Genomic DNA, 22538 nt, shown 5'->3' with positions numbered 1-22538 from the left:
TTTAAAAAAGTTGTTGTTGAAGCCAGCGTTGTTGAAATTTCGACTGCTTGTCATAGTTTTGGGCTTGCAAGGCGACATTGAATTTTCGGTCTCGAGGGTCGTTGCCTACACCTGAAACATACATCCAATTGCCATAATTGCTGTGTACATCATAATCCAATAACATCGATTCAAAATAGGCAGCTCCAATTCTCCAATCCAAGAGTAACGTTTTGGCAAAGTAAGAAGCTACGTTTTGTCGTCCGCGGTTGCTCATCCAACCTGTTTGTTGCAGTTCCAGCATATTTGCATTTACAAAAGGTTCTGCCGTAGTACCGTTAATCCATTGTTGAATGGTTTTTTTGTCTTGCGACCATTGATACTTTCTGTTTTGAATGCCTCCAATTTTAAAGATTGCATTACCGTTTTGCAGCGAAATGTATTTGAAATAATCCCTCCAAAGCAATTCGAAAACCAACCAATACGTGGACTCATTGGCTTCTACTTCTTTTTCGTAGTGCTTGATTTCCCAATAAATGGTTTTGGGCGAAAGGCATCCATTGGCCAACCAAGGCGAAAATTTTGAGCTGTAATCTGTGCCAATTAATCCGTTGCGGGTTTGTTTGTACTTACTGATTTTTTTGGTGTTCCAAAGGTATTCTTGTAGTCTTGCCAAAGCCTGATTTTCGCCACCACGAAAAGGGAAAGCGGTTCTTCTATCTTCTTCAAATGTTGTAAATCCTAAATCTTCCAAAGTAGGAATTGTGGTTTGTATGTCAATTATATTGGACTCGGGTAGAGCGGTTAGCTTGACAATTTTCGGAACGAGGGCTTTTTTTTCACAAGCATTTCTGAATTGTGTAAAAACAGCTGGTATTTCGGCTATCGAAAACGGAATGACTTCTGGCGGAAATAAAAATTGATGATAAGTTGCGACAAATTCTACAGTTGAACCGCAATTTTTTTTCACGCTATCGATTTCCTCTTTTTCTTCGCTCGTCCATTCGTTTTGAAAGTAAATCGTAGTTTGGATAGAAGAATCAATCAAAGTCGGAATGATTTGTGCAGCCGAATCGTGATACACCAAAAGCGTAATGCCAAGGGTTGCCAAATTTGCCCTTAATTCTTGAACCGAATCTATGGTAAACTGTGCTCTAAAATGCGCCGTTTTTTTAAATCCAAATGCCGTGGTTGCATACTGTTTTGGGTCAAAGCAATACACTCCAACTACGCTTTCATTTTCGGCAATAGCCTTGCGTAGCGCTGGATGATCCGCGACTCTTAGGTCATTTTTGAACCAAACGATTCCTTTTTGTTTCTTTTGCATTTTTCGCTACAATATTTTACTTCGTCCCAAACTTTTCCCCATTTTTTTCTCCAATCAAAAGGGCGATTACATACCACGCATATTTTGGAAGGCAAGTGCGTTTTTTTCAATTTTATAAATAGTTTTGGTATTGATTTACGGCAATGGAAGCCTTAAGGTCAAACATCAAATTATACAAGCCAAAGAATGTTCTATTCATATAAATAAAATGCTTGGAACCGCGATTACCATTCATCTTGCGCAGGTTGGTGTCTTTGGCAAATCGCTCACCCAATTGCGCAATATTGTTAAAAAAGACTTCGTCTGAAAAATCGAAATGCGTATCTTGAAACGGTAAAGTGAATAGGGACAACAAGTCATAAAACATACTGGTGAAATACGCAATTTCCTCTGGAGTATCTTCTTTTCTTAAAATCTCAAGTTCAAATAACTTAGCATTAAAAAGCTGTTTGTTGTCGATGATTTCTTTGTTGATTAATTCAAAGTAAGGCACATAAAAGTCATTCGGAATGCTTTTCATACAGCCAAAATCCAATGCGACCAATTGCTGGTTGTTATCTACCAAAAAGTTACCAGGATGTGGGTCGGCGTGCACTTTTCGTAAGACGTGAATTTGATACATATAAAAATCCCAAAGTGCTTGTCCTACTTTATTAGCTGTTTCTTGATTGGCATTTCTAGCAGTGAACTCAGATAAATGTTTGCCTGTCATCCAATCCATTGTCAGGATTTTTTCGGATGAAAATTCAGGATAGTAAGCAGGAAAAACCAAGTTGTCTATCTTTTGGCAAGCAGCGACGACTTCTTGACTCTGTTTTAGTTCAAGCGTATAATTGGTTTCTTCAATCAATTTGTCTTCTACTTCTTTAAAGTATTTATCAGAATCTTTGCCTTGTAGATTAAACATTCGAATCGCCATTGGTTTTACCAAAGCCAAATCCGAAGAAATGCTATTGGCTACGCCTGGATATTGAATCTTTACCGCCAATTTTTTTCCGTTTTTCTTGGCCAAATGCACTTGACCAATACTTGCTGCGTTTACCGATTCGGCATTGAATTCGTCAAAAATTTCATAAGGGGTTTTGCCAAAATTCGATTTGAAGGTTTTGAGTACCAAAGGAGCCGAAAGCGGCGGAACAGAAAACTGCGACAATGAAAATTTTTCTACATAAGCTTGCGGTAGAAAATTTTTATCCATACTCAGCATTTGTGCTACTTTCAGCGCACTTCCTTTCAAGCTTTTTAGTCCGTCATAAATATCTTCGGCATTGTCTTCGTTGAGTTTATCTCTTGTCAAGTCTGAGTTGACTATTTTTTCGCCGTAATATTTTAGGTAATTCACGCCTACTTTTGCTCCCGTTTGCACCAATTTGGTTGCTCTTTCAATCTTTGAAGTAGGAATATAGTCTATAGTTTTCATTAGTTTTTTTGTATTTTTTCTTTGAATAGGAATTTTCCAAAATCGATTAAACTGTCAATAGGAGTGATGTTCATTAGTTCGAAGGCAGCTTTTACCGATTTTTCTATATAGATGTCTGTTTTTTCAAATCCTGCCGAATGATCTTCCATCCAAAATTTTAAGGTGAGTAGAAACTGAATCCACAACGATTCTTTAGTCGCTTTTTCTTGGTATTCTTGAAAACGCTCAATTTGAATACGGAAATCATCGGTGGTAATTTCACCAATGTAATTTTTGAATTTTTTTCGAATATCAGCCAAAAGCATTACATTTTTTAACTGATTTTTATGTTGCTGCAATGCATATAAAACATAACTTCGGTTAGCGGTAAGTAGTTCAAAGAAAGTGAAATAGAAGCTTAGTAATTTGCCTCTCATGTCATACTCAGTGTAAGAAGGATTTTTGTCTAACAATTCGATGGTTTTGTCAAAGAATTGAATAAAAATTTCTTTTTCTATAGCGTCAAGAGTACCAAAGTAGGCATAAAGTTGTGCTTCACTAAAACCATTTTCTTTGGTAAACTGATAAATGGATTTGGGTTTAGCATTGTGCTCCAATACATAGTTCATATATAAGGAGATAATTTTCTCTTTTGTTAGTTCATTTTTTTTAGTTGCCATTGTTGTTTGATTTAATTTAGAGTATAAAGATACTATTGTTTAACTTATTATTAATAATGTTAAACAAAATTTTAACCTATGTTTGCATAAGTTATTTTGATAACACAAAAAATAAGATGAAAAAGACAGTTTTAATAACAGGTGGTACAGGCTTTATTGGTCGTTTTTTGATAAAAACATTGACCGAAAGAGGGTTTGCAATAAGCGTATTGACTCGGACTCCTAAAAAAAATACTTCAACAGTATCCTATTATACTTGGGATATTACAACAGGGAGTATAGAAGAAAAAGCCGTTTTGGATGCCGATTATATTATTCATCTTGCTGGAGAATCTATTGCAGAGAAACGTTGGACAGTAGAACGCAAAAAAGCGATATTAGATAGTAGAGTTCAATCTACGGCTTTATTGGCATCGGTTTTACAGTCAAATAAGCATAATGTTAAAGCTTTTATTTCTGCATCTGGAATCGGAATTTACGGCGCGTTGAATGGCGAAGGAATTTGTACTGAAACTTCACCAGCTGCGCACGATTTTTTGGGTAAGGTATGTCTAGAATGGGAAAAAGCTGTAGATGCAATTGCGCCACTTGGTATCCGAACGGTCAAAGTAAGAACAGGTTTGGTTTTGGGAGAAAGTTCTGGCTTTTTACAAAAAATGGTACCTGTTTTTCGATACGGATTCGGTTCGGCATTGGGTTCGGGGAATCAATATATGCCTTGGATTCATATTCACGATTTGTGTGCCATTTATTTAGAAGCACTAGAAAATGAAGCAATGCAAGGCGCCTACAATGCGGCAATAGAAGACAGTACAACCAATACGCTTTTCTCTAAAACCTTAGCTCATATTTATGGATATTCGGTTTGGTTGCCCAAAGTTCCTGCTTTTGTGTTGCAATTAGCCTTAGGTGAAATGGCACTTCTGTTGCTCACGGGGCGTCGGGTTTCTAATGATAAATTACTCGATTTAGGCTTCCGCTTTCAATTTAAAAAACTCGATTTCGCTTTGCGGGATTGCTTAAAAAAATAGAAGAGTTTGTTTTAATAGTTTAATTTGTTACTTGTAGTTTGTTGTAATAACCTCATTTTGCTGCTGCCATAGCGAAGTGAGGTTTTTTTATTCTTTAAACGGAAACAACAAAAGAAAAGCTTCATAGATACTTTGATGCAAAATAGTAGCATGATTGTCATTTGGCATACTCTTGAAATCTATTTTGGTGTCTTTTAATTGTGCTTTCTGCAAAATTGCAAACAATGTTTCGGCATCTTTTTGCATCACAGGATGCTCTTTTTTTCCAACTGCTATGTAAATATATTTTGGTTGAAGGCTTGATTTTGATAGTAATTCTGGCGCTTGTGTTAGTAAACTTTCGTCATCCCACCACAAACTTGGACTCACAATTAAGTAATGCGAGAATAAATTGGGGCGTTTTAGGACGATTTCAGTGGCTAAAAGTCCGCCCAAGCTTTGACCAATTAAGTAGTTGGTTCCGTTGGTTTTGTATTGCGATTGAATAAAGGGCTGTAACTCTTTTTCAATAAAATTGATAAATTCTTCCGAATGTCCTGTAGTTGGAAATTCTTTTTGAAAGTCTTTTTTATCGGTAAAAAAAGTAAAGTCTTTTTTACGGTCAATATTGGCAATGCCTACCAAAATACAATCAGGCATTTTGAATTGAAGGTTGAAAAACTGAACCAAGCCTGTAATATGCAGAAAATCTTCATTCCTACTTCCATCAAGAAGATAAATTACAGGATAGGCTTTGGTCACATCATAATTTTGTGGCAAATAGATATTTAACGTTCGCTCTTCTTTTAAAATCGAAGAGGAAATAGTTTTCACTTCACCAATCGTCAAAGGCGCACTTTGTTTTAAAATTGTTTGCCCTTGAACTGAAAAATGAAGGATAAAAAAAAGGACTAAAAAAGAATATTTCATACTATGATAGTTGCTTTGAAAAGGCTATTTCTTGTTTTCTTCTACCCTGAAAGCTATTATTTCTGCGATTAAATCAAGTGGAAGCGGTTGTTTATTCGGAAATTGGACGGAGCCTTTACCTTGTTTGTAGGACGAAAATGCTTCAGCGAAATGCGAATGACCAGAAGGCGTGGCATACAAACCAATGTGATTTTTGAAAGCCGCAAAGTAAATCAACGGCTTCCCATTGGTTTTGTAGGCGGGCATTCCGTAGCTAATACTTTCTTGAGCCTCGGGTGCTTTTTCCAAAATGAGCGCTCTAATTTGATGCATTCTTTTCTGACTCGCTTCGGGAAATTTCGCTAAATAAGAGGCTATGGTTTCCATAACTTATTGGTTTTGATTTTTGAGACTTTCTTTCAAATGCTTGGTTCTTTCTTTGGTGATTTCCTCCAAACAAGTCAACAAAATTAAAGGTTTTATGCTTCCACCCGTATAAGGGTCGGCTTCATATTTACAATGCGAATCTCTGTATTTTATCCAGTCTTTTTGCGCTTGAATGAGTAACACTTTTTCATTTTTGTCCAAAAGCGAAACCAACTTTTTATAGACTTTGTTGAGTTCCGCATCGGCTTTTTTATAGTCTAGTGAAGCTTTTTCGTTCATCTCTAACTGCGTTTGTGCAGTAGCAGCAGAAACGGCAAAAACCAAAAAGAATAGGGACAGGAGAAGTTTTTTCATGGGAGGAAAATAGTATTGATAATAGTTCCTTTTTTAAGTTTGCTAATTTTTAGGAGCAGTAACAAGAGGCTTTTTAGCCATCAAAGTCCCGTGATCCGCTATATCTTTGCTTTTTCTTTAGAAAAAAAGCAAAGGATGCCGCTCCTCCCGGGGCTAAAAGTCATCATAGTACCCTTTTGGAGACATCTTCAAAAATACTAAAAAAACTTTCACTCTCTTTTGAGTTTATAGGATGATTTGTGCATTTTTCTATATCCATTCGAATCCTATTCTTTTTTCAAAATTCCTGATTTTTCACAAAAAAGTATATCTTTAGTCAACTAAAACCAAAACAGAAAAACCTCATGCAAGACAACAATCCCCAAGATTTTAAACGTGAACTCGGACTTTTAGACGGCACCATGCTCGTAGTTGGTTCCATGATCGGTTCAGGAATATTTATAGTGAGTGCCGATATTGCTCGACAAGTGGGATCATCGGCTTGGCTAATTTTAATATGGCTCATTTCTGGATTAATTACCATGATTGCCGCCGTGAGCTATGGTGAATTGAGTGCCATGATGCCCAATGCAGGCGGACAATACGTATACCTAAAAGAGGCCTACAACAAATTGATTGCGTTTCTTTACGGTTGGAGTTTTTTTGCAGTCATTCAAACCGGTACGATTGCTGCCGTGGGTGTGGGTTTTTCAAAATTTGCTGCGTATTTAATACCTTCTTTAAGTGATGAAAATTTGCTATTCGAATTGGGAGCTTTTCAACTCAACGCTGCTCAAATTGTTTCTATTATTACCATTATTTTCTTAACGTATCTCAATAGCCGCGGGGTAAAGGACAGTAAAACGTTGCAAACAGTAATGACCATTATTAAAATTCTATCGCTTTTCGGCTTGATTATCTTCGGGTTTTTGCTTGCCGCGAAGGCAGACATTTGGAATCAAAACTGGGCTGATACTTGGAACACCAAGTCTTTTGACGTTGCAAGCGGAGAATGGAAATCCATAACTGGCGTGGCTTTATTGAGCGGAATTTCAATGGCGATGGTTGGTTCTCTGTTCTCTAGTGATGCTTGGAATGGTGTTACGTTTATTGCGGCCGAATTGAAAAATCCTAAACGTAATGTTGGGTTGAGTTTGTTTTTGGGCACTTTCACAGTTACTATAATTTATGTACTAACGAATTTGATGTTTTTGGCGGTAATTCCGTTTCAAGAAATAGCCACTGCCAAATCTGATAGGGTAGCAGTAGTTGCTTCACAATATACTTTTGGTGATTATGGCACGGTGATAATTGCGGTGATGATCATGATTTCGACTTTTGCCTGTAACAACGGGCTGATCATGGCAGGATCACGAGTGTATTATACTATGGCTAAAGATGGTTTGTTTTTCAAAAAAGCAGCACAACTTAATAAAAATAGCGTACCAGAATGGGCACTTTGGGCACAATGTATTTGGGCTTCGGCTTTGTGCTTGACGGGTAAATATGGTGATTTATTAGATTTTGTGATCATCATTGTCTTGATTTTTTATATTTTGACCATTTACGGAATTTTTATTTTACGTAAAAAAATGCCTAATGCTGAGCGTCCCTATAAAGCATTTGGTTATCCTTTTTTACCAGGCTTGTACATTGTTGTCGCGTCGGCCATTTGTATTTCGTTATTGTTTACCAAATTCTCTACTTGTGGTTGGGGTGTATTGATTATGCTTACTGGAATTCCAGTGTATTATGCCACACAACGTAAAGGGGCTAAAGAATAGAATTCAAAATAAACGCATCAGACGAAACCATAAAAGCAACGGATTGTATTTCGTTGCTTTTTTTTATCAAATAAGGAGCAGTTTTTTTTTTGAAGTTTCTCACTCAAGTTTTTTAGATTTTTTTATAAATCATAAATAAAATGATTTATATTTGTATCGCACACGATTTAATCGTAAAAGATATAAAAATGAAAACAACATTCTTTCAAAACAGTATGCGCATTCTTTTGGGCGCATTTATGACTTACGCAGGTGTAAGTCACTTAACATTTAACAGAACGGCATTTTTAGCACAAGTTCCCAAATGGCTTACAACAGACCCTGGTTTTATGGATTTTGTGGTGTTGTCTTCAGGGATAGTCGAAATGGCTTTGGGCTTAGCACTTATTTTTTGGGTGAGCCAAAAATTATACGTTGGAATAGCGCTTGGTATATTCTTTATTTTGATTTTTCCTGGGAATCTTTCACAGTACTATTACGGCATCGATTCTTTTGGTTTGAATACTGATAACAAGCGTTTGACTCGTTTGTTTTTTCAACCTGTTTTAGTGCTTTGGGCACTTTGGTCCACTGGAGCTTTGGCTTATTTATTGAAAAAGAGAAAGGCTATTTCGCAACAGTCTTTTTATGATTTTGAAGCCGAATCCATTCAAGGCAAACGCATTCCAATGAGTGCTTATAAAGGAAAAACGATACTCGTTGTCAACACCGCCAGTCAATGTGGATTAACACCTCAATACGAAGGTCTTGAAAAGTTGTATCAAAAATATGAGAGTCAAGGTTTGGTGATTCTGGGATTTCCTTGCAACCAATTCGGGAAGCAAGAAAAAGGAAACGCGACAGAAATTGAAACCTTTTGTCAAGTCAATTATGGTGTTAGTTTTCCAATGTTTTCGAAAGTTGAGGTAAATGGAAGCCAAGCGCATCCTTTGTTTGTGTATTTGAAAGCAAGTTTAGGAGGTATTTTGGGAAGTACCATAAAATGGAATTTCACTAAATTTGTTATCGATAAAAACGGACGTCCTGTACGACGTTTTGCACCGATTACAACCCCTGAAGCCATCGAAAAATACCTTCAAGAAATCCTCTAACAATGGAAAAAGATTTTAGCACGTTATATCTCGAGAACCAACTTTGTTTTCCGTTGTATGCGGCTTCTCGTTTGACCACAAAGCTGTATACTCCTTTTTTGGAAGACTTGGGGATTACGTATCCACAGTATTTAGTGTTACTGGTTTTATGGGAAAAGAACGCACAAACCGTAACAGAAATAGGCACTCGTTTGGCTTTAGAATCCAATACATTGACGCCTCTATTGAAACGACTGGAACAAAAGGAATTGCTCACTAGGTCACGTTCTTCGAAAGACGAACGAGCCGTTTTGGTTACTTTATCAGCAAGCGGGCAAGCACTCAAAGAACAAGCCGTTTGCATTCCGCAAAAGATTATGGAATCTTTTGCGAATGCTTCTATCAGCCAAGAGGAGCTTCTAGCTTTTCAAAAAACATTGACTAAGTTGGTGGAGTTGTTGCGTGAAGAATAGTGGTTGTATTTTCCTTACTTTAGGTAGCCTTTTATTGTTCGTTTTTAGAGCAAAAAGTTATCTAAAAAATGTCTTTTAATTCATTAGGTTGTATAATCTTTATTTTTAAAATAGTCATAAAGCAATTTAGGAGTTATTTTAATTTGTAATTTTGAAAAAAAGATTGGAAAATGGATTTACAAACACGAAAATTAAATTTCATCCAAGACTTTCTAAAAGTAGAGAGTGAGAAAACGATTGCTCAATTTGAAAAGTTACTTAGGAACACAGCTGCGAATGAGGAAGAACTGAATCCAATGACAGTAGATGAATTTCATAAAAGAATTAATAAGTCTTTGGAAGATGTTAAAAATGGTAAAGTAACAGATGCGAATGACCTTTTAACAGAAATTGAAAAATGGAGTTAAAAGTCAAGTGGACCGATTTTTCTAAGAATTAGTTGTTTTTTTTGAATTATAAATTAAAGAGTTTCGATATATAGTTTTTAAAAATTATAAAATCATTTATTTCGTCAATAATCAACTGAATACGATTGAAGTAGTTGATGTTTTTGATACTAGACAAAATCCAATCAAAATCAAGAGAACTAAATAGGGCTTGCTGAAAAAGTATTCTCAATTTTCATATAACTGGATTTAATTTCACCAAATAATCACTTTCATAATTGGGATTTCTTAAGAAAAGAGATAAAATCAGGCCATTCAAAAAGAGCCAAAAATATTCCTTGCTTAGCTTTAGAATATTCATCACAAAGAATATGGCACCTATCCAAGATTCGCTGGTTTGTGCCAATCTTGCCATAATCTTATTGAGTTTGTATTTTGATTTCCCTTGCCCGAATTTGCCTTCTATATGATTTCGTTCCCCTCGTTCATTTTTCAATTTGGTTTTTTCATATCGACTTAAATCTTCTTTGGGCTTTCTGCCCAATGGTTTTCCAGTGTGTCGTATGTTTCTGTCTTTTAAGAACTTCCTGTTTTCACGATTCATATAAATTTCATCTGTCTGAACCAGTTCTGGATAGTGTTCGTTGAGTTTCTTGTAATTCTCAACTTGTTCGATCAAACAAGTTCCTTCGTTGAATGTCTCATAATTGAACTGGTCTATTCTTGCATATCCTTGTTGCAGACTGACGTTTATCTTTGCTCCAAATTCAACTTTCTTTCCTTGTTTTCCTCGAACCATCGGACGAATATGGGGTTGATGAATGCTCACGATTCTGTTCGAGACGGTATGCTTTTTCTCTTGGAACATTTCCAATTGCTGTCTGTGCAATTCTTTTATGACCAACAGATATTTGTATTCCTTCTTGTCAAAACAACATAGTGACAACGGATTTTCTTCCAGTATTTTATCAATGCTTTTGATGTTTCTTTTTAAATAATTGAGCTGTTGTTTGATGCCGTTTTGTATTTGTTTAAAACTATTCTTCTTGCTTTTGGATAAATTCAACCATTTTTTTCTTGCCTCTCTGCGGTAAGTTCTTGGTTTGGGCAGCCTTAGTGACAAACATAGTCTGTCAATCAACTTTTCTGATTTTTCACGACTATCGTTTAATAAACTCAAATCGGTAGGAAATTTGATATGGGCATCTGCAATGGTTGCATCCATCTGCAACTTTCCTTTGTTTGTCGGTTCGTGACTGGAGTCATTGTGCGAAAAATTATCTTCGTCGGTATTTTTTCGTTCCTCTTTGGTCTTGTCTTTTTCGTTTAAATTCAACGCTTGGGCTATTATTACTTGGTTCATTTTGTCAAAATCCCCATTGCCTAAACGCTTTCTGATATGTACAAAGAGACTCGGATCAAATACTGCTTCTGAACTGAAATGGTCAAAACCAAGAAAAAACTGCATATATGGATTTTCCTTGATTGCATCTATGGTGCCTCTATCATCTTTAGCCTCTATATGCTTGATTATCAAAGCACCGATTATGATTCGGGCATCAATACCTTTGGCACCCATTGTTGAACTGAAATTCTGACTATAAACCTCTGCAAGTCTGTCCCAATCAAGGAGTTTTGCCATTTTTACCCATCTATTATTAGGGTCTAATTTGCTCTGGAATTCGGTTTTAAAATCAAAAATTTCCAACTGGTTTTGTGCCGTATAATTGAACATAACTGCAAGCTTTTTTCTTTAAAAATAAAGAATTCTTTGCATTTAAACAAGAAAAAGTAGCTCTAAACACCTGTGTCTTATTGGATTTGCAATTTTTCAGCAAGCCCTAAATAGTAAATGCGATTGTAACTATTGTTTTACACCGTGCATTTCAAAACAAAGAACCCCTAGAGTTGGCAGTCTCTAGGGGTTCTTTTTCTACAAGTAAAAAATAAAAAAAATAAGGAAAGGATTCTGGATTAAAACATACCTCCGCCTCCTTTATTCGTATTGTCATCTCTTTGTTTGCGTTGTAAACTTTTGTTTTTTCCGCCACCAAAACCGTAGGTTACACCCAAGTATACTGTTCGGCTTTCCCAAGTAAATGCTCCAGTTTGTGGATAAGGATATTCAGCATCGAAAGCATAACGCATAGTGTTGAACATATCATTGAAACGCACACTAATGTTCATTTTGTTGTTTAGCAAAGTATAGCGAGCACCACTGTCAATTTTGTACATTTCTTTGCTGTTATTTTGCAATCCATCCACACTTCCTCTGTAGAATCCGAAAAGTAAAAAGCTTAAGCGCTTGTTGGCTTTGAAGTTAGAATTCAATCGACCGTTGAAAGCTGAAACAGTTACATTTCTTTCCAAAGGTTTGCTGGTGTTGGTTACTGGGTCAAAAGCAAAAACTACTCCTTGTTGTTTGATGCTCGAAAAATCAATAGCTGGTTGTATGTCCCACCATTTGGTGATTTTATAATTGGCAGACACTTCAAATCCAGAAGCCGTATTGTTATCGAAGTTGGTGTAAGTCAAAATCTGTCTTTGTCCACTTGGGTCATTTTCATCAGGGTACAAGATACGACTGATTTGGTCGTTGATGCTTCTCACGAATACACCTGCGGTAATGCTTCCTTTTTCTAACACTTTGGTATAATTCACTTCAATCGAATTGGTGAATTGTGGACGCAATTCTGGATTTCCAAAAGAAGTCACCAAAGGAGTTGCAAATTCACGGATAGGTTTGGTTTGCTCTAAACCTGGACGGTCTACACGACGGCTATAACTGAATTGCAACGTATTTTTCTCATTCAAATTATAAGTCAAATAAGCAGAAGGATAGACAGTAATGTAATCGTCATCAAAGGTGGTTTTTCCTCTGTTTAGGTTAGCAGCTACTTTGTAACTTTCAAAACGAGCCCTAATTGGTAACTAATCTTTTTGAATTTTTGACCAAAAGTGGCATAGGCAGAATAAATATCAATATCGTACGTGTAATTCGATTGTTGGTCGGCTGGAGCTACTAATGGATTTCCAGTGCTGTAATTGTTCTCTGTTCTAGTGATTCTGGCTTCGGCTCCTGCTTCAAGTGTTGATTTTTCGTTGATTGGATTAACATAATCCACATTGAAAGTACTCAGTTTTTGAGCATCTTTGATATTGTCTTTGAAAAAAACAGTGTTGTTTGTATTGTTAGTCGTAGTCGTTTCGGTATCAAAACTTGCTCTTTGGGTTTCTTTGTAATCGTTAAAGTTGGCTTCTACATCTAGCGTGTGGCCTTCTTTTTTGAAAATATGTTTGTACGCCAAGTTGTAAGTTCCTGTTTGATTGGGTCCTTCGTAAGTCGATTTTTGCAGAATTTTGTCAATCGTTCCACCGTTGTTGTAGTCAATGTTGGTATTTACATTTCCAGTTCCATCCGCTTTGTTTTGGTTGGTGTAAAAAGACAAGGTATTGTGGTCGTTGATTAAATAATCCATTCCCACTTTGTACAAATACGAATCGTTTTCATTTGCAATATCTAATCGTTGCACTAAATCTTGGTCCAATCTCGCGATTTTTCCATCGTTGAAATAAGTACCAAAGTTGCGTCCTCCGTTACCAAAGAAATTCACTTTGCCTACTTTGTAATTCATATCCAAAGATTGGTTGTATTTGGCAGTTTCACCAAAGGTAATTCCACCGCTAAAGCTTCCGTTAAAACCAGTATTGGCATTTTTGTGCAAGATGATATTGATGATGCCCGACATTCCTTCAGGATTGTATTTAGCACTAGGATTGGTAATCAATTCTATTTTTTTGATAGAAGTCGATGGGATTTGTTTTAGCAATTGCGCTGGGTCAATGTTGGTCGGTCTACCGTCAATTAAGACACGCACATTTTCATTGCCACGCAACGATAATTTTCCGTCTTGGTCCACATTTACAGAAGGAATATTGTTCATAATGTCAGAAGCCGATGCACCTGCCGTGGTCAAATCTTTTCCGACAGTGATTACTTTTCGGTCGATTTTTTGTTCAATAGTAGAGCGTTCGCTAACAATGTTTACGCCTTTCAATTGTGTTGCTTCTTCTTCTAAGCTAACTTTGAACGAGGCTTCTTTTTTGTTTTCACTTAAAATGGCTGACCCGATGTATTTTCTAAATCCGATGTATTGAATTTCGATGGTATAGCTTTTTAAAGCCAAATTCTTAATGGTGAATTCGCCATTGTCATCAGTGTTTGCGCCCGAGACAACTTTTCCGTTATCTTTTAGTGAAACGATAGCATAAGATATCGGAGCGTTTGAAGTTTTTTCAGTGATTTTTCCGGTGATTTTTCCAGAATTTTGTGCCGTTCCTATTCCAACTACGCATAGTAGTAGAAAAGTGATTAGTTTGATTTTCATGATGGATTGATTTTGATTGATGATTTATTTAGACGCTAAAGCTTGCGATATGTTACAAGAAAAATTAAGAAATGTTTACTTTGAGAGACGATTATTCCCTTTTTTGTAGGCTTTTCGGGCTCGTTTTGATTAAACAATATTTACTTTTAATTGATTTTAAGTCAGAGATTTATTGCTGGAAAAGAGCACTGTAAAATCTTTTTTTGATTCCATTTCAAAAAAAACAGAAAGCACTGTTATTTTTTTGAATAGTATTAGGAAAAATCGAACATATTCATAAAATAAGCGGTTTTCTAATTGCTAAATAAGCAGTATCTTTGCCCACTTTTAAAACACAGTTTACATGTCATTACAAAATATTCTTACCCCGTCTATTCATAAAGCCGTTCAAACCTTATTTGACGTTTCTCTTGATAAAGTTGAATTTCAAGCGACTCGAAAAGAATTCGAAGGAGACATTACCTTGGTTATTTTTCCCTTATTGAAAGTAATCAAAAGTAGTCCGGTAGAGTTAGGAAACAAAATTGGAAATTATTTGGTAGAAAATGTAGCCGAAGTGGCTCGTTTTAACGTGGTATCTGGTTTTTTGAACATTGTCATTGCCGATGCCTACTATTTGAATTTCTTCAACGGAATCAAAGACGATATTCATTATGGTTTTGTAACGCCAAATCCAGATGCGAAAGCGGTAATGGTAGAATATTCTTCGCCTAACACTAATAAACCTTTGCATTTAGGACATGTTAGAAACAATCTTTTAGGATATTCCGTTGCTGAAATTATCAAAGCTTCTGGAAAAAAAGTATACAAAACACAAATCATCAACGACAGAGGAATCCATATTTGCAAGTCGATGTTGGCTTGGCAAAAATTCGGAAACGGCGCCACTCCAGAAAGCACAGGCTTGAAAGGAGATAAATTGGTGGGGAATTATTACGTGGCTTTTGATAAAGCGTATAAAGAAGAAATCAACCAATTAATGGCCGAAGGTAAAACCGAAGAAGAAGCTAAAAAACAAGCGCCTATTCTTTTGGAAGCCCAAGAAATGCTATTGAAATGGGAAGCGGGTGATGCTGCGGTGAAAGCACTTTGGAGCACAATGAACCAATGGGTATATGATGGTTTTGCGACTACCTATAAGAATTTGGGAGTTGATTTTGATAGTTATTATTACGAAAGCAATACCTATTTGCTAGGAAAAGATGTCGTGCAAGTAGGATTAGATAAAGGTATTTTCGAAAGAGACCCAGATGGTTCGGTTTGGATTGACTTGACCGATGAAGGTTTGGATCGTAAAATTGTTTTGCGTTCAGATGGGACAGCGGTTTATATGACGCAAGATATTGGAACCGCCATTCAGCGTGTAAAAGACATGTCTGATGTAGGAGGAATGGTGTACACAGTAGGAAACGAGCAAGATTACCATTTCAAAGTATTGTTTTTGATATTAAAAAAACTAGGTTTTGACTGGGCTTCTAGCTTGTATCATCTTTCGTATGGAATGGTAGATTTGCCTTCAGGAAAAATGAAAAGCCGTGAAGGAACTGTTGTAGATGCCGATGACTTGATGCAAGAAATGACGGATACCGCTCAAAAAATTGCTGAAGATTTGGGTAAATTAGACGAATATTCAGCCGAAGAAAAGGCTGCTTTATATAGCACCATTGGATTAGGAGCTTTGAAATATTACATTCTAAAAGTTGACCCTAAAAAGCGTATTTTGTTTAACCCAGAAGAATCTGTAGATTTTGCTGGAAATACAGGGCCTTTCATTCAATATACTTATGCCAGAATCCAGTCGATTATTCGTAAAGCGGCTTTTGATTTTTCTGCGCCAAGTGCTCTAAACGAATTGAATGAAAAAGAAAAAGAACTCATCAAACAATTGGAGTTGTTTCCAGAAGTGATTCAGAATGCGGCTCAAAATCATAGTCCGGCGTTGATTGCCAATTATACGTATGAGTTGGTGCGCGAGTACAATTCGTTCTACCAAGCCGTTTCTATTTTAGGTGAAGCAGACCTTGTAAAGAAAACCTTTAGAGTACAATTGTCCAAAAAAGTAGCCGATACGATTGCGGCAGCTTTCCGTTTATTAGGAATTAATGTTCCAGAACGCATGTAAATTGTCACACTAATAAGTTTATTCTTTTTCAATTCAAAACTTGTGAAAACACCAAAATCATATTTTTTTAGATCCTTTTGTATCCTTTTATTAGCCGCTATCTTTTTTTTAGGCATTAAAGAAGTGTTGCCCAAAAGGATATTTGATGCTTCAAAATCGCCTACCAAAAGTGTACTTATTGATAGTATGCTGATTGATGCTTTTGAGTCCGAACCTGAGCTAGCTGAGGCTACGCCTAATGATACCATGTCGGATCAAAAGGTTGTTTTTGAAGAAGTATTAGGCGTTACCTTTCCCGAAGAAACCGTAGAGAATTATAAAGGTTATCAGTTTTTGATTCCATTTTTTGAACAATTGTACCAAGTTGAAAAGAATCCAGAAGCCAAAGTTCGTATTGCGTATTTTGGCGATTCTATGACCGATGGCGATATGATTGTGCAAGACATTCGCTCCTCGTTTCAAAATACTTTTGGCGGGCAAGGTGTGGGTTTTGTATCGATCAGTTCAGAATCGGCAGCCTCAAGAAGTTCAGTATTGCATGAGTTTTCCAACAATTGGAAGAAACAATCGTATTTGAATGTAAAAAATCCAATTCGTCCTTTTGGTGTCAACGGTCAAGTGTTTTTTGCCAATCATCCTTCGGAAGAAACTTGGGTTAAATATACCGCTGGCCGCTCCAAGAACACGAATATGTTACATAATCCTACTTTATTCTATGGTAGTTCTGATCATTTATTTGGTCAAGTACAATATGCTATTGATAAGGATACGATTCATAAAACCTTAGCGGCTGTCAATCGACTCAATACGATTGTATTAAAAAAAGGAAGTCTGAAAAGCTTACGCTTGAGTTTTACCAATGCCAAATCGGTACCCATCTATGGATTTAATTTTGACAATGGTAAAGGAGTTCATGTTGATAATTTTTCCCAAAGAGGTAATTCAGGAATTCCAATCTCAAAATTTGATCCCGCATTGATGCAGGCTTTTCATAAAAAATTAAATTACAATTTGATTGTCCTTCATTACGGAACGAATGTGCTAAATTATGGAACCAAAGATTATAATTGGTACGCTCGAAGCATGACCAAAACCGTAAACCGTCTGCGTGAAGGATTTCCCGGCGCTTCAATATTGATTATTTCTACAGCCGATAAAGCCACGAAATATAAGACCGAAATGAAAACCGATTCGGCCGTAGTACCCTTAACCCATGCGCAACGTAATTATGCATTAAAAACCCAATCGGGTTATGTTAATCTGTATACTTTGATGGGAGGCGATGGCTCCATGATCAAATGGGCGGATGAAGAGCCCGTGATGGCCAACAAGGATTATACGCATTTTAACATGCGAGGTTCTAAAAAAGTGGCGGGTATGTTGTACCAACATCTTATGAATGGATATCAAGAATATAAAAGACTCCGCAGTAAGGTCAAAGTGATGAACGCAAAACCAGTTGTCGATACTTTAAATTTAGTACCCGAGGGGACAAAAACGGACGAAGGAAATGAAAACTGATGCTATTTCTAAGGTTGTGCTGAGTTTTGACAAGTTTTTTAGCAACACATTTATACTTGTGCTTATGGTTTTTTTGACAACAAATGAGTTTTCTGGACAAGAATTTTACCCACAAAGAATTCAAAATGGGGTTGAATTATCCACCTTTTTTTCAAAATTAAAAGCATTGCAAACCGATAAAAAAGGAAAAATAAACATTGTTCACGTAGGTGATTCGCATATCCAAGGCGATGTGATGACTTCGGTAACCAGAGATAATTTACAGCAATACTTTGGCAATGGAGGTCGCGGATTAGTATTTCCGCATTCCTTGGCTCATACCAACGGAGCATCTGATGTTCGTTTTTCCTCTAATGTAAAATGGAGTAACTATAAAAACATCTTGCCTCTCAATGACAGTCCAGTGGGGATTTGTGGGTTTTCATTGACCAGTACGTCCAAGAGTTTGCGACTTTCGTTACAAGTTAAAAACAAAGAAGATTACTTTACTACCTTAAAAATAATCACGCCAAACAATGCCACGCTTTTTGAACAAGTGGGCGATATTGAGAAAAAAGTAACCGTCAAAGCGGTGCCCAAAAAAGTAGTGCATACTATTAAAAAAGGGGAATCTTTGTCAACTATAGCCGATAAATACAACATCAGCGTAGCGCAACTTAAAAAGGAAAATAAACTAACGAATACCAAAATCACTGCCGGGAAGACCTTGAAAATTCCAACCGATCAAACCACCGAAAAATCGATGGTGCGCACGCAGTACCACGCAAATCCGTTGGAGAAAGCTGCAAATTATCATTTTTGTACCTCGGATAAAGCCATGGATCGTTTTGTGATTTTGCCCAATAAAGAGGAGTCTTTGTACGCTCTGAATGGTATTGTTTTAGAGAATAATGAACCAGGTATTTTGTATCATAACATAGGTGTTAACGGCGCTAAATATTCGGATTACAATAAACATCCGTTGTTTTTTGAACAACTAAATGCACTACAGCCTGATTTAATTATTGTTTCTTTGGGTACCAATGAATCCTACGGAAAAATTGCTCCTTTGGTGTATTTAAAACAAGTGCAAGAATTTTTGTTGAAAGTCAGAACACAGCAACCCAATGTCGATGTTTTGATCATAACGCCACCACCTTCCTATTTGGCACACCATAAGCTAAATACTTTTGTGGATGAGTACGCCAAGATTTTGGTGAACTACGCTACTTTAGGACACTATGCAGTTTGGGATTTGTTTCAAACTTTGGGCGGGATGCATGACGTGAATAAAATGTATGGTAAAGGACTAATGAGTCCTGACCGCGTACATTACACCACAAACGGTTATCAATTACAAGGCAATATGCTCTCGAATATGTTGATGACTACTTTTAAAGAATTTAATAAATAACTATTACTTTGATTACTTTTTCAGATATAACAAATTGGTTGAATACTACTTTTGGCGTTATTGATGCCGCAAGAGTGCAAGATTGGATAACCTTCAATCCCAAAGAACCCATACTTTTTAATACCGCTTTTTTCTTAGGATTATTTTTGTTGTTTTATCCTATTTATATTTTGACCACCAAGGCCAAAACTAGGGTGTATCGCCATATTTATGTGTTTGCTTTTTCCTTGTTCTTTTATTACAAATCCAGTGGCATATACTTTTGTTTGTTGGTTTTTTCGGGATTAGTCGATTATACCTTGGCTAAATTTTTATACGAAGAAACAAAAGAAAGCTACCGTAAATTCTTTCTGATCATAAGTGTTATTTTTAACTTATCATTTTTAGGCTATTTTAAATATTCTAATTTTTTAATTGATAATTATAATTTGCTTTTCGAAGGGCAAATTCATTTTATTGATGTGATTTTACCTGTCGGAATTTCGTTCTATACTTTTCAATCTATGAGTTATATCATCGATATTTATAGACGAGAACTGGAGCCCACCAAGAACATGTTGGATTATATGTTTTTCGTATCCTTCTTTCCGCAGTTGGTGGCGGGGCCTATCGTTCGAGCCTCTGAGTTTATTCCACAAATTTATAGCAAAATCAAACTCTCACGAGAAGATTTTGATTCGGCCATCTTTTTGATCATCGGTGGATTAATCAAAAAAACAGTCATCTCGGATTATATATCTTTGAATTTTGTCGACCGCGTCTTCGATGCACCCAAAAGCTATACCGCTTTCGAAAACTTGATGGCTTCTTATGGCTATACGATTCAAATTTATTGTGACTTTTCGGGCTATTCGGACATGGCAATCGGAATCGCGCTCTTAATGGGATTCCGTTTATCTATTAACTTTAGAACGCCTTATCAGTCCGCCTCGATTACTGAATTTTGGAGAAGATGGCACATTTCGCTCTCCACTTGGTTGCGCGATTACTTGTATATTTCAGTAGGAGGAAACCGCAAAGGAAGTATTGGAGGATTTTTGTTTCCTGTTTTGTTTTTTGCAGGATTAATTACATGGGCAACTTTTTATTATGCCACAAGCCCGATACCATTCATCATTGCTATTGCATCGCTCCTTGTTTTTTGCTTAACATTTTTGTTGGCCAAAGACCGCCAAAAAACCTTGTATACCAATGTCAACTTAATGACCACCATGTTACTAGGAGGATTTTGGCACGGCGCAAGTCTAAAATTCATCATTTGGGGCGCCTTACATGGCGTGGCATTAGCTATTAATAAATTATTTTCGGATTATTTTCCATCGCCCAAAAACGCTAAATTCACTTTTTGGAAAGCTATTACTACGGTACTTTCCGTGTTGCTGACTTTTCATTTTGTAGTTTTTTGTTGGATCTTTTTTAGAGCCAAAGATTTTTCAGTCGCCATAGACATGATTACTTTAATAGGCGATTTACAATTCAATTGGGAACAATGGGCCATTGTAATTTCAGGCTATCAAAACGTTTTCATAATGATTGCCATCGGGTATGTATTGCATTTTGTACCAGCAAAAATCACCCAATCTTTAAAAGGATTGTTTGATAAATTACCCATGGTATTGAAAGCTTTGGTACTCGCCCTTACGTTTTGGTTGGTCGCAGCAATGGCATCAAGTGAATTAGTCCCCTTTATTTATTTCCAGTTTTAAAACATTGTTGTTTTTTTTAGGAGCAGCACAAAGGGCTTGTTTATGGGCAAGTTTCCCGCTTTCCGTTACAATCTTTTTTTAGACCTGATAGGTTTTAGAAACCTGTCAGGTCCAAAAAAAGGATTTCCACTGCAATCGGGGCTATAGAGTTGCATTTTGGATTGTCTTTGTGCCTATAAAACCATCAAATCTAGCGGTTTTATACAGTCATTTTTTGTGCTCAAAAAAGGCTAAATTCTACAAAGTTTAAACTTCAAATCTTTGTGCCTCTAAACCTTTATAGTATATTTGCATTTCAAAAAAATAGAAAATCATGTTTGATAATTTAAGCGATAAGTTAGATAAAGCGTTTCATATTTTAAAAGGACACGGAAAAATTACCGAAGTCAACGTAGCCGATACCTTAAAAGAAGTACGTCGTGCCTTATTGGATGCCGATGTTAACTTTAAAATTGCCAAAGATTTTACCGCCAAAGTAAAAGAAAAAGCCATCGGACAAGACGTGTTAACGACTTTGCAACCAGGACAATTATTGGTAAAATTAGTCAAAGACGAATTAACTGAATTAATGGGTGGCGATGTAGCCGGCATTAATCTTTCAGGAAATCCATCCGTGATTTTAATGTCAGGTTTACAAGGTTCTGGTAAAACTACCTTTTCTGGAAAGTTAGCCAACTATCTTCAAACCAAAAAAAATAAAAAAGTACTTTTAGTTGCTTGTGATATTTATCGTCCAGCAGCGATTCAACAATTATATGTTGTTGGAGATTCTATAGCCGTTGAGGTATATTCTGAACCAGAAAACAAAAATCCTGTAGAGATTGCCCAAAACGCAATCCAACACGCCAAAGCCAATGGTTTCAATGTAGTCATCGTCGATACCGCAGGTCGTTTAGCGGTAGATGAGGAAATGATGAACGAAATCGAACGTGTTCACAAAGCCATTCAGCCTCAAGAAACCCTTTTCGTAGTGGATTCCATGACGGGTCAAGATGCGGTGAATACAGCCAAAGCCTTCAACGATCGCCTGAACTTTGATGGGGTAATCTTAACCAAATTAGATGGTGATACTCGAGGTGGAGCGGCCTTGTCTATCAAGACTGTTGTCAATAAACCAATTAAGTTTGTAGGAACTGGCGAAAAGATGGAAGCGATTGATGTCTTCTATCCGGTACGTATGGCCGAGCGTATCCTTGGGATGGGTGACGTTGTTTCGTTAGTAGAACGTGCACAAGAGCAGTTCAACGAAGAGGAAGCTAGAAAATTACAAAAGAAAATTGCTAAGAACGAATTCGGTTTTGATGATTTCTTAACGCAAATTCAACAAGTAAAGAAAATGGGTAACATGAAGGATTTGGTTGGAATGATACCAGGTGCCTCTAAAGCCATGAAAGATATCGAAATTGAAGATGACGCCTTCAAACATATTGAAGCGATCATTCACTCCATGACTCCAATCGAGCGCAGTAAACCGGCTCTAATTGATGCCAAGCGTAAAATTAGAATCGCAAAAGGGTCTGGTACCAAAGTAGAGCAAGTCAATCAATTGATGAAACAATTCGACCAAATGAGCAAAATGATGAAAATGATGCAAGGTCCAGGCGGAAAGAATTTAATGAAAATGATGGGCGGCATGAAAGGGATGCCTGGAGGAATGCCAAGATAAAAAGC

The 22538-nt window shown here is 36.7% G+C and carries 18 protein-coding genes and 1 pseudogene; 10 read left to right on the top strand and 9 right to left on the bottom strand.

What is annotated here, in order from left to right:
- Nucleotide 1: 1 nt before the first annotated feature.
- The 4 genes from BXU11_RS10405 to BXU11_RS10390 are packed head-to-tail and all read right to left on the bottom strand — an operon-like array spanning nt 2 to nt 3385.
- A complete protein-coding gene (locus BXU11_RS10405) occupies nt 2-1306 on the bottom strand; it encodes a DASH family cryptochrome (RefSeq protein WP_078212482.1) in 1305 nt (434 codons plus the stop codon).
- Nucleotides 1261-1416, bottom strand: coding sequence for a DUF2256 domain-containing protein (locus BXU11_RS10400; protein ID WP_078212481.1), 156 nt, complete (start codon nt 1414-1416; stop codon nt 1261-1263). The genes BXU11_RS10405 and BXU11_RS10400 overlap by 46 nt, the downstream gene beginning before the upstream one ends.
- A 2-nt stretch (nt 1417-1418) precedes the next feature.
- Entirely contained in the window at nt 1419-2726 is a 1308-nt protein-coding gene (locus BXU11_RS10395) for an AarF/ABC1/UbiB kinase family protein (RefSeq protein WP_078212480.1), read from the bottom strand.
- Nucleotides 2726-3385: a TetR family transcriptional regulator C-terminal domain-containing protein gene (locus BXU11_RS10390; RefSeq protein WP_078212479.1), complete on the bottom strand. Its 660-nt coding sequence runs from the start codon at nt 3383-3385 to the stop codon at nt 2726-2728. The genes BXU11_RS10395 and BXU11_RS10390 overlap by 1 nt, the downstream gene beginning before the upstream one ends.
- Nucleotides 3386-3501: 116 nt before the next feature.
- On the opposite strand from BXU11_RS10390, the gene BXU11_RS10385 reads away from it, so the two are divergent.
- Nucleotides 3502-4416, top strand: a complete 915-nt coding sequence (locus tag BXU11_RS10385; RefSeq protein ID WP_078212478.1) for a TIGR01777 family oxidoreductase — start codon at nt 3502-3504, stop codon at nt 4414-4416.
- Between the two features lie 87 nt (nt 4417-4503).
- Here BXU11_RS10385 and BXU11_RS10380 read toward each other — a convergent pair whose 3' ends face one another.
- Genes BXU11_RS10380 through BXU11_RS10370 form a run of 3 tightly spaced genes read right to left on the bottom strand, consistent with a single transcriptional unit; the run spans nt 4504 to nt 6045 of the window.
- Entirely contained in the window at nt 4504-5325 is an 822-nt protein-coding gene (locus tag BXU11_RS10380) for an alpha/beta hydrolase (protein WP_078212477.1), read from the bottom strand.
- Nucleotides 5326-5349: 24 nt separating this feature from the next.
- Nucleotides 5350-5691: an iron chaperone gene (locus BXU11_RS10375; protein ID WP_078212476.1), complete on the bottom strand. Its 342-nt coding sequence runs from the start codon at nt 5689-5691 to the stop codon at nt 5350-5352.
- 3 nt (nt 5692-5694) lie between these two features.
- Nucleotides 5695-6045, bottom strand: a complete 351-nt coding sequence (locus tag BXU11_RS10370; protein WP_078212475.1) for a lysozyme inhibitor LprI family protein — start codon at nt 6043-6045, stop codon at nt 5695-5697.
- A 344-nt stretch (nt 6046-6389) separates the two neighbouring features.
- On the opposite strand from BXU11_RS10370, the gene BXU11_RS10365 reads away from it, so the two are divergent.
- From BXU11_RS10365 to BXU11_RS10350, 4 genes are all read left to right on the top strand, one after another.
- Complete coding sequence (locus BXU11_RS10365) at nt 6390-7808, top strand: APC family permease (RefSeq protein WP_078212474.1); 1419 nt, start codon at nt 6390-6392, stop codon at nt 7806-7808.
- A 608-nt stretch (nt 7809-8416) separates the two neighbouring features.
- Complete coding sequence (locus BXU11_RS10360; RefSeq protein WP_255373938.1) at nt 8417-8899, top strand: glutathione peroxidase; 483 nt, start codon at nt 8417-8419, stop codon at nt 8897-8899.
- 2 nt (nt 8900-8901) lie between these two features.
- Entirely contained in the window at nt 8902-9351 is a 450-nt protein-coding gene (locus tag BXU11_RS10355) for a MarR family winged helix-turn-helix transcriptional regulator (protein WP_078212473.1), read from the top strand.
- A 170-nt stretch (nt 9352-9521) separates the two neighbouring features.
- Complete coding sequence (locus tag BXU11_RS10350; RefSeq protein WP_078212472.1) at nt 9522-9758, top strand: hypothetical protein; 237 nt, start codon at nt 9522-9524, stop codon at nt 9756-9758.
- A gap of 214 nt (nt 9759-9972) precedes the next feature.
- On the opposite strand, the gene BXU11_RS10345 is transcribed toward BXU11_RS10350, so the two are convergent.
- Nucleotides 9973-11472 carry an IS5 family transposase gene (locus BXU11_RS10345; RefSeq protein ID WP_078212471.1) on the bottom strand — a complete coding sequence of 500 codons (1500 nt, stop codon included), beginning with the start codon at nt 11470-11472 and terminating at the stop codon, nt 9973-9975.
- 239 nt (nt 11473-11711) lie between these two features.
- A pseudogene (locus BXU11_RS10340) lies at nt 11712-14125 on the bottom strand (TonB-dependent receptor domain-containing protein).
- Between the two features lie 343 nt (nt 14126-14468).
- Here BXU11_RS10340 and argS point away from each other — a divergent pair.
- The 5 genes from argS (at nt 14469) to ffh (ending at nt 22533) form a co-directional block, all read left to right on the top strand.
- The gene (gene argS / locus BXU11_RS10335; protein ID WP_078212470.1) at nt 14469-16247 is read left to right on the top strand and encodes an arginine--tRNA ligase; all 1779 of its coding nucleotides are present in this window, start codon (nt 14469-14471) and stop codon (nt 16245-16247) included.
- A gap of 42 nt (nt 16248-16289) precedes the next feature.
- Entirely contained in the window at nt 16290-17768 is a 1479-nt protein-coding gene (locus BXU11_RS10330) for a membrane protein (RefSeq protein WP_024981281.1), read from the top strand.
- A 64-nt stretch (nt 17769-17832) separates the two neighbouring features.
- Entirely contained in the window at nt 17833-19161 is a 1329-nt protein-coding gene (locus BXU11_RS10325; RefSeq protein WP_189318524.1) for a LysM peptidoglycan-binding domain-containing protein, read from the top strand.
- Nucleotides 19162-19172: 11 nt separating this feature from the next.
- Nucleotides 19173-20867 carry an MBOAT family protein gene (locus tag BXU11_RS10320; protein ID WP_078212535.1) on the top strand — a complete coding sequence of 565 codons (1695 nt, stop codon included), beginning with the start codon at nt 19173-19175 and terminating at the stop codon, nt 20865-20867.
- Between the two features lie 313 nt (nt 20868-21180).
- The gene (ffh, locus tag BXU11_RS10315; RefSeq protein WP_024981284.1) at nt 21181-22533 is read left to right on the top strand and encodes a signal recognition particle protein; all 1353 of its coding nucleotides are present in this window, start codon (nt 21181-21183) and stop codon (nt 22531-22533) included.
- Nucleotides 22534-22538: the final 5 nt, after the last annotated feature.

This window comes from Flavobacterium sp. LM5, from assembly GCF_002017945.1.
GTDB classification, from domain to species: domain Bacteria; phylum Bacteroidota; class Bacteroidia; order Flavobacteriales; family Flavobacteriaceae; genus Flavobacterium; species Flavobacterium succinicans.
This window is presented reverse-complemented; position numbering and strand designations above follow the sequence as displayed.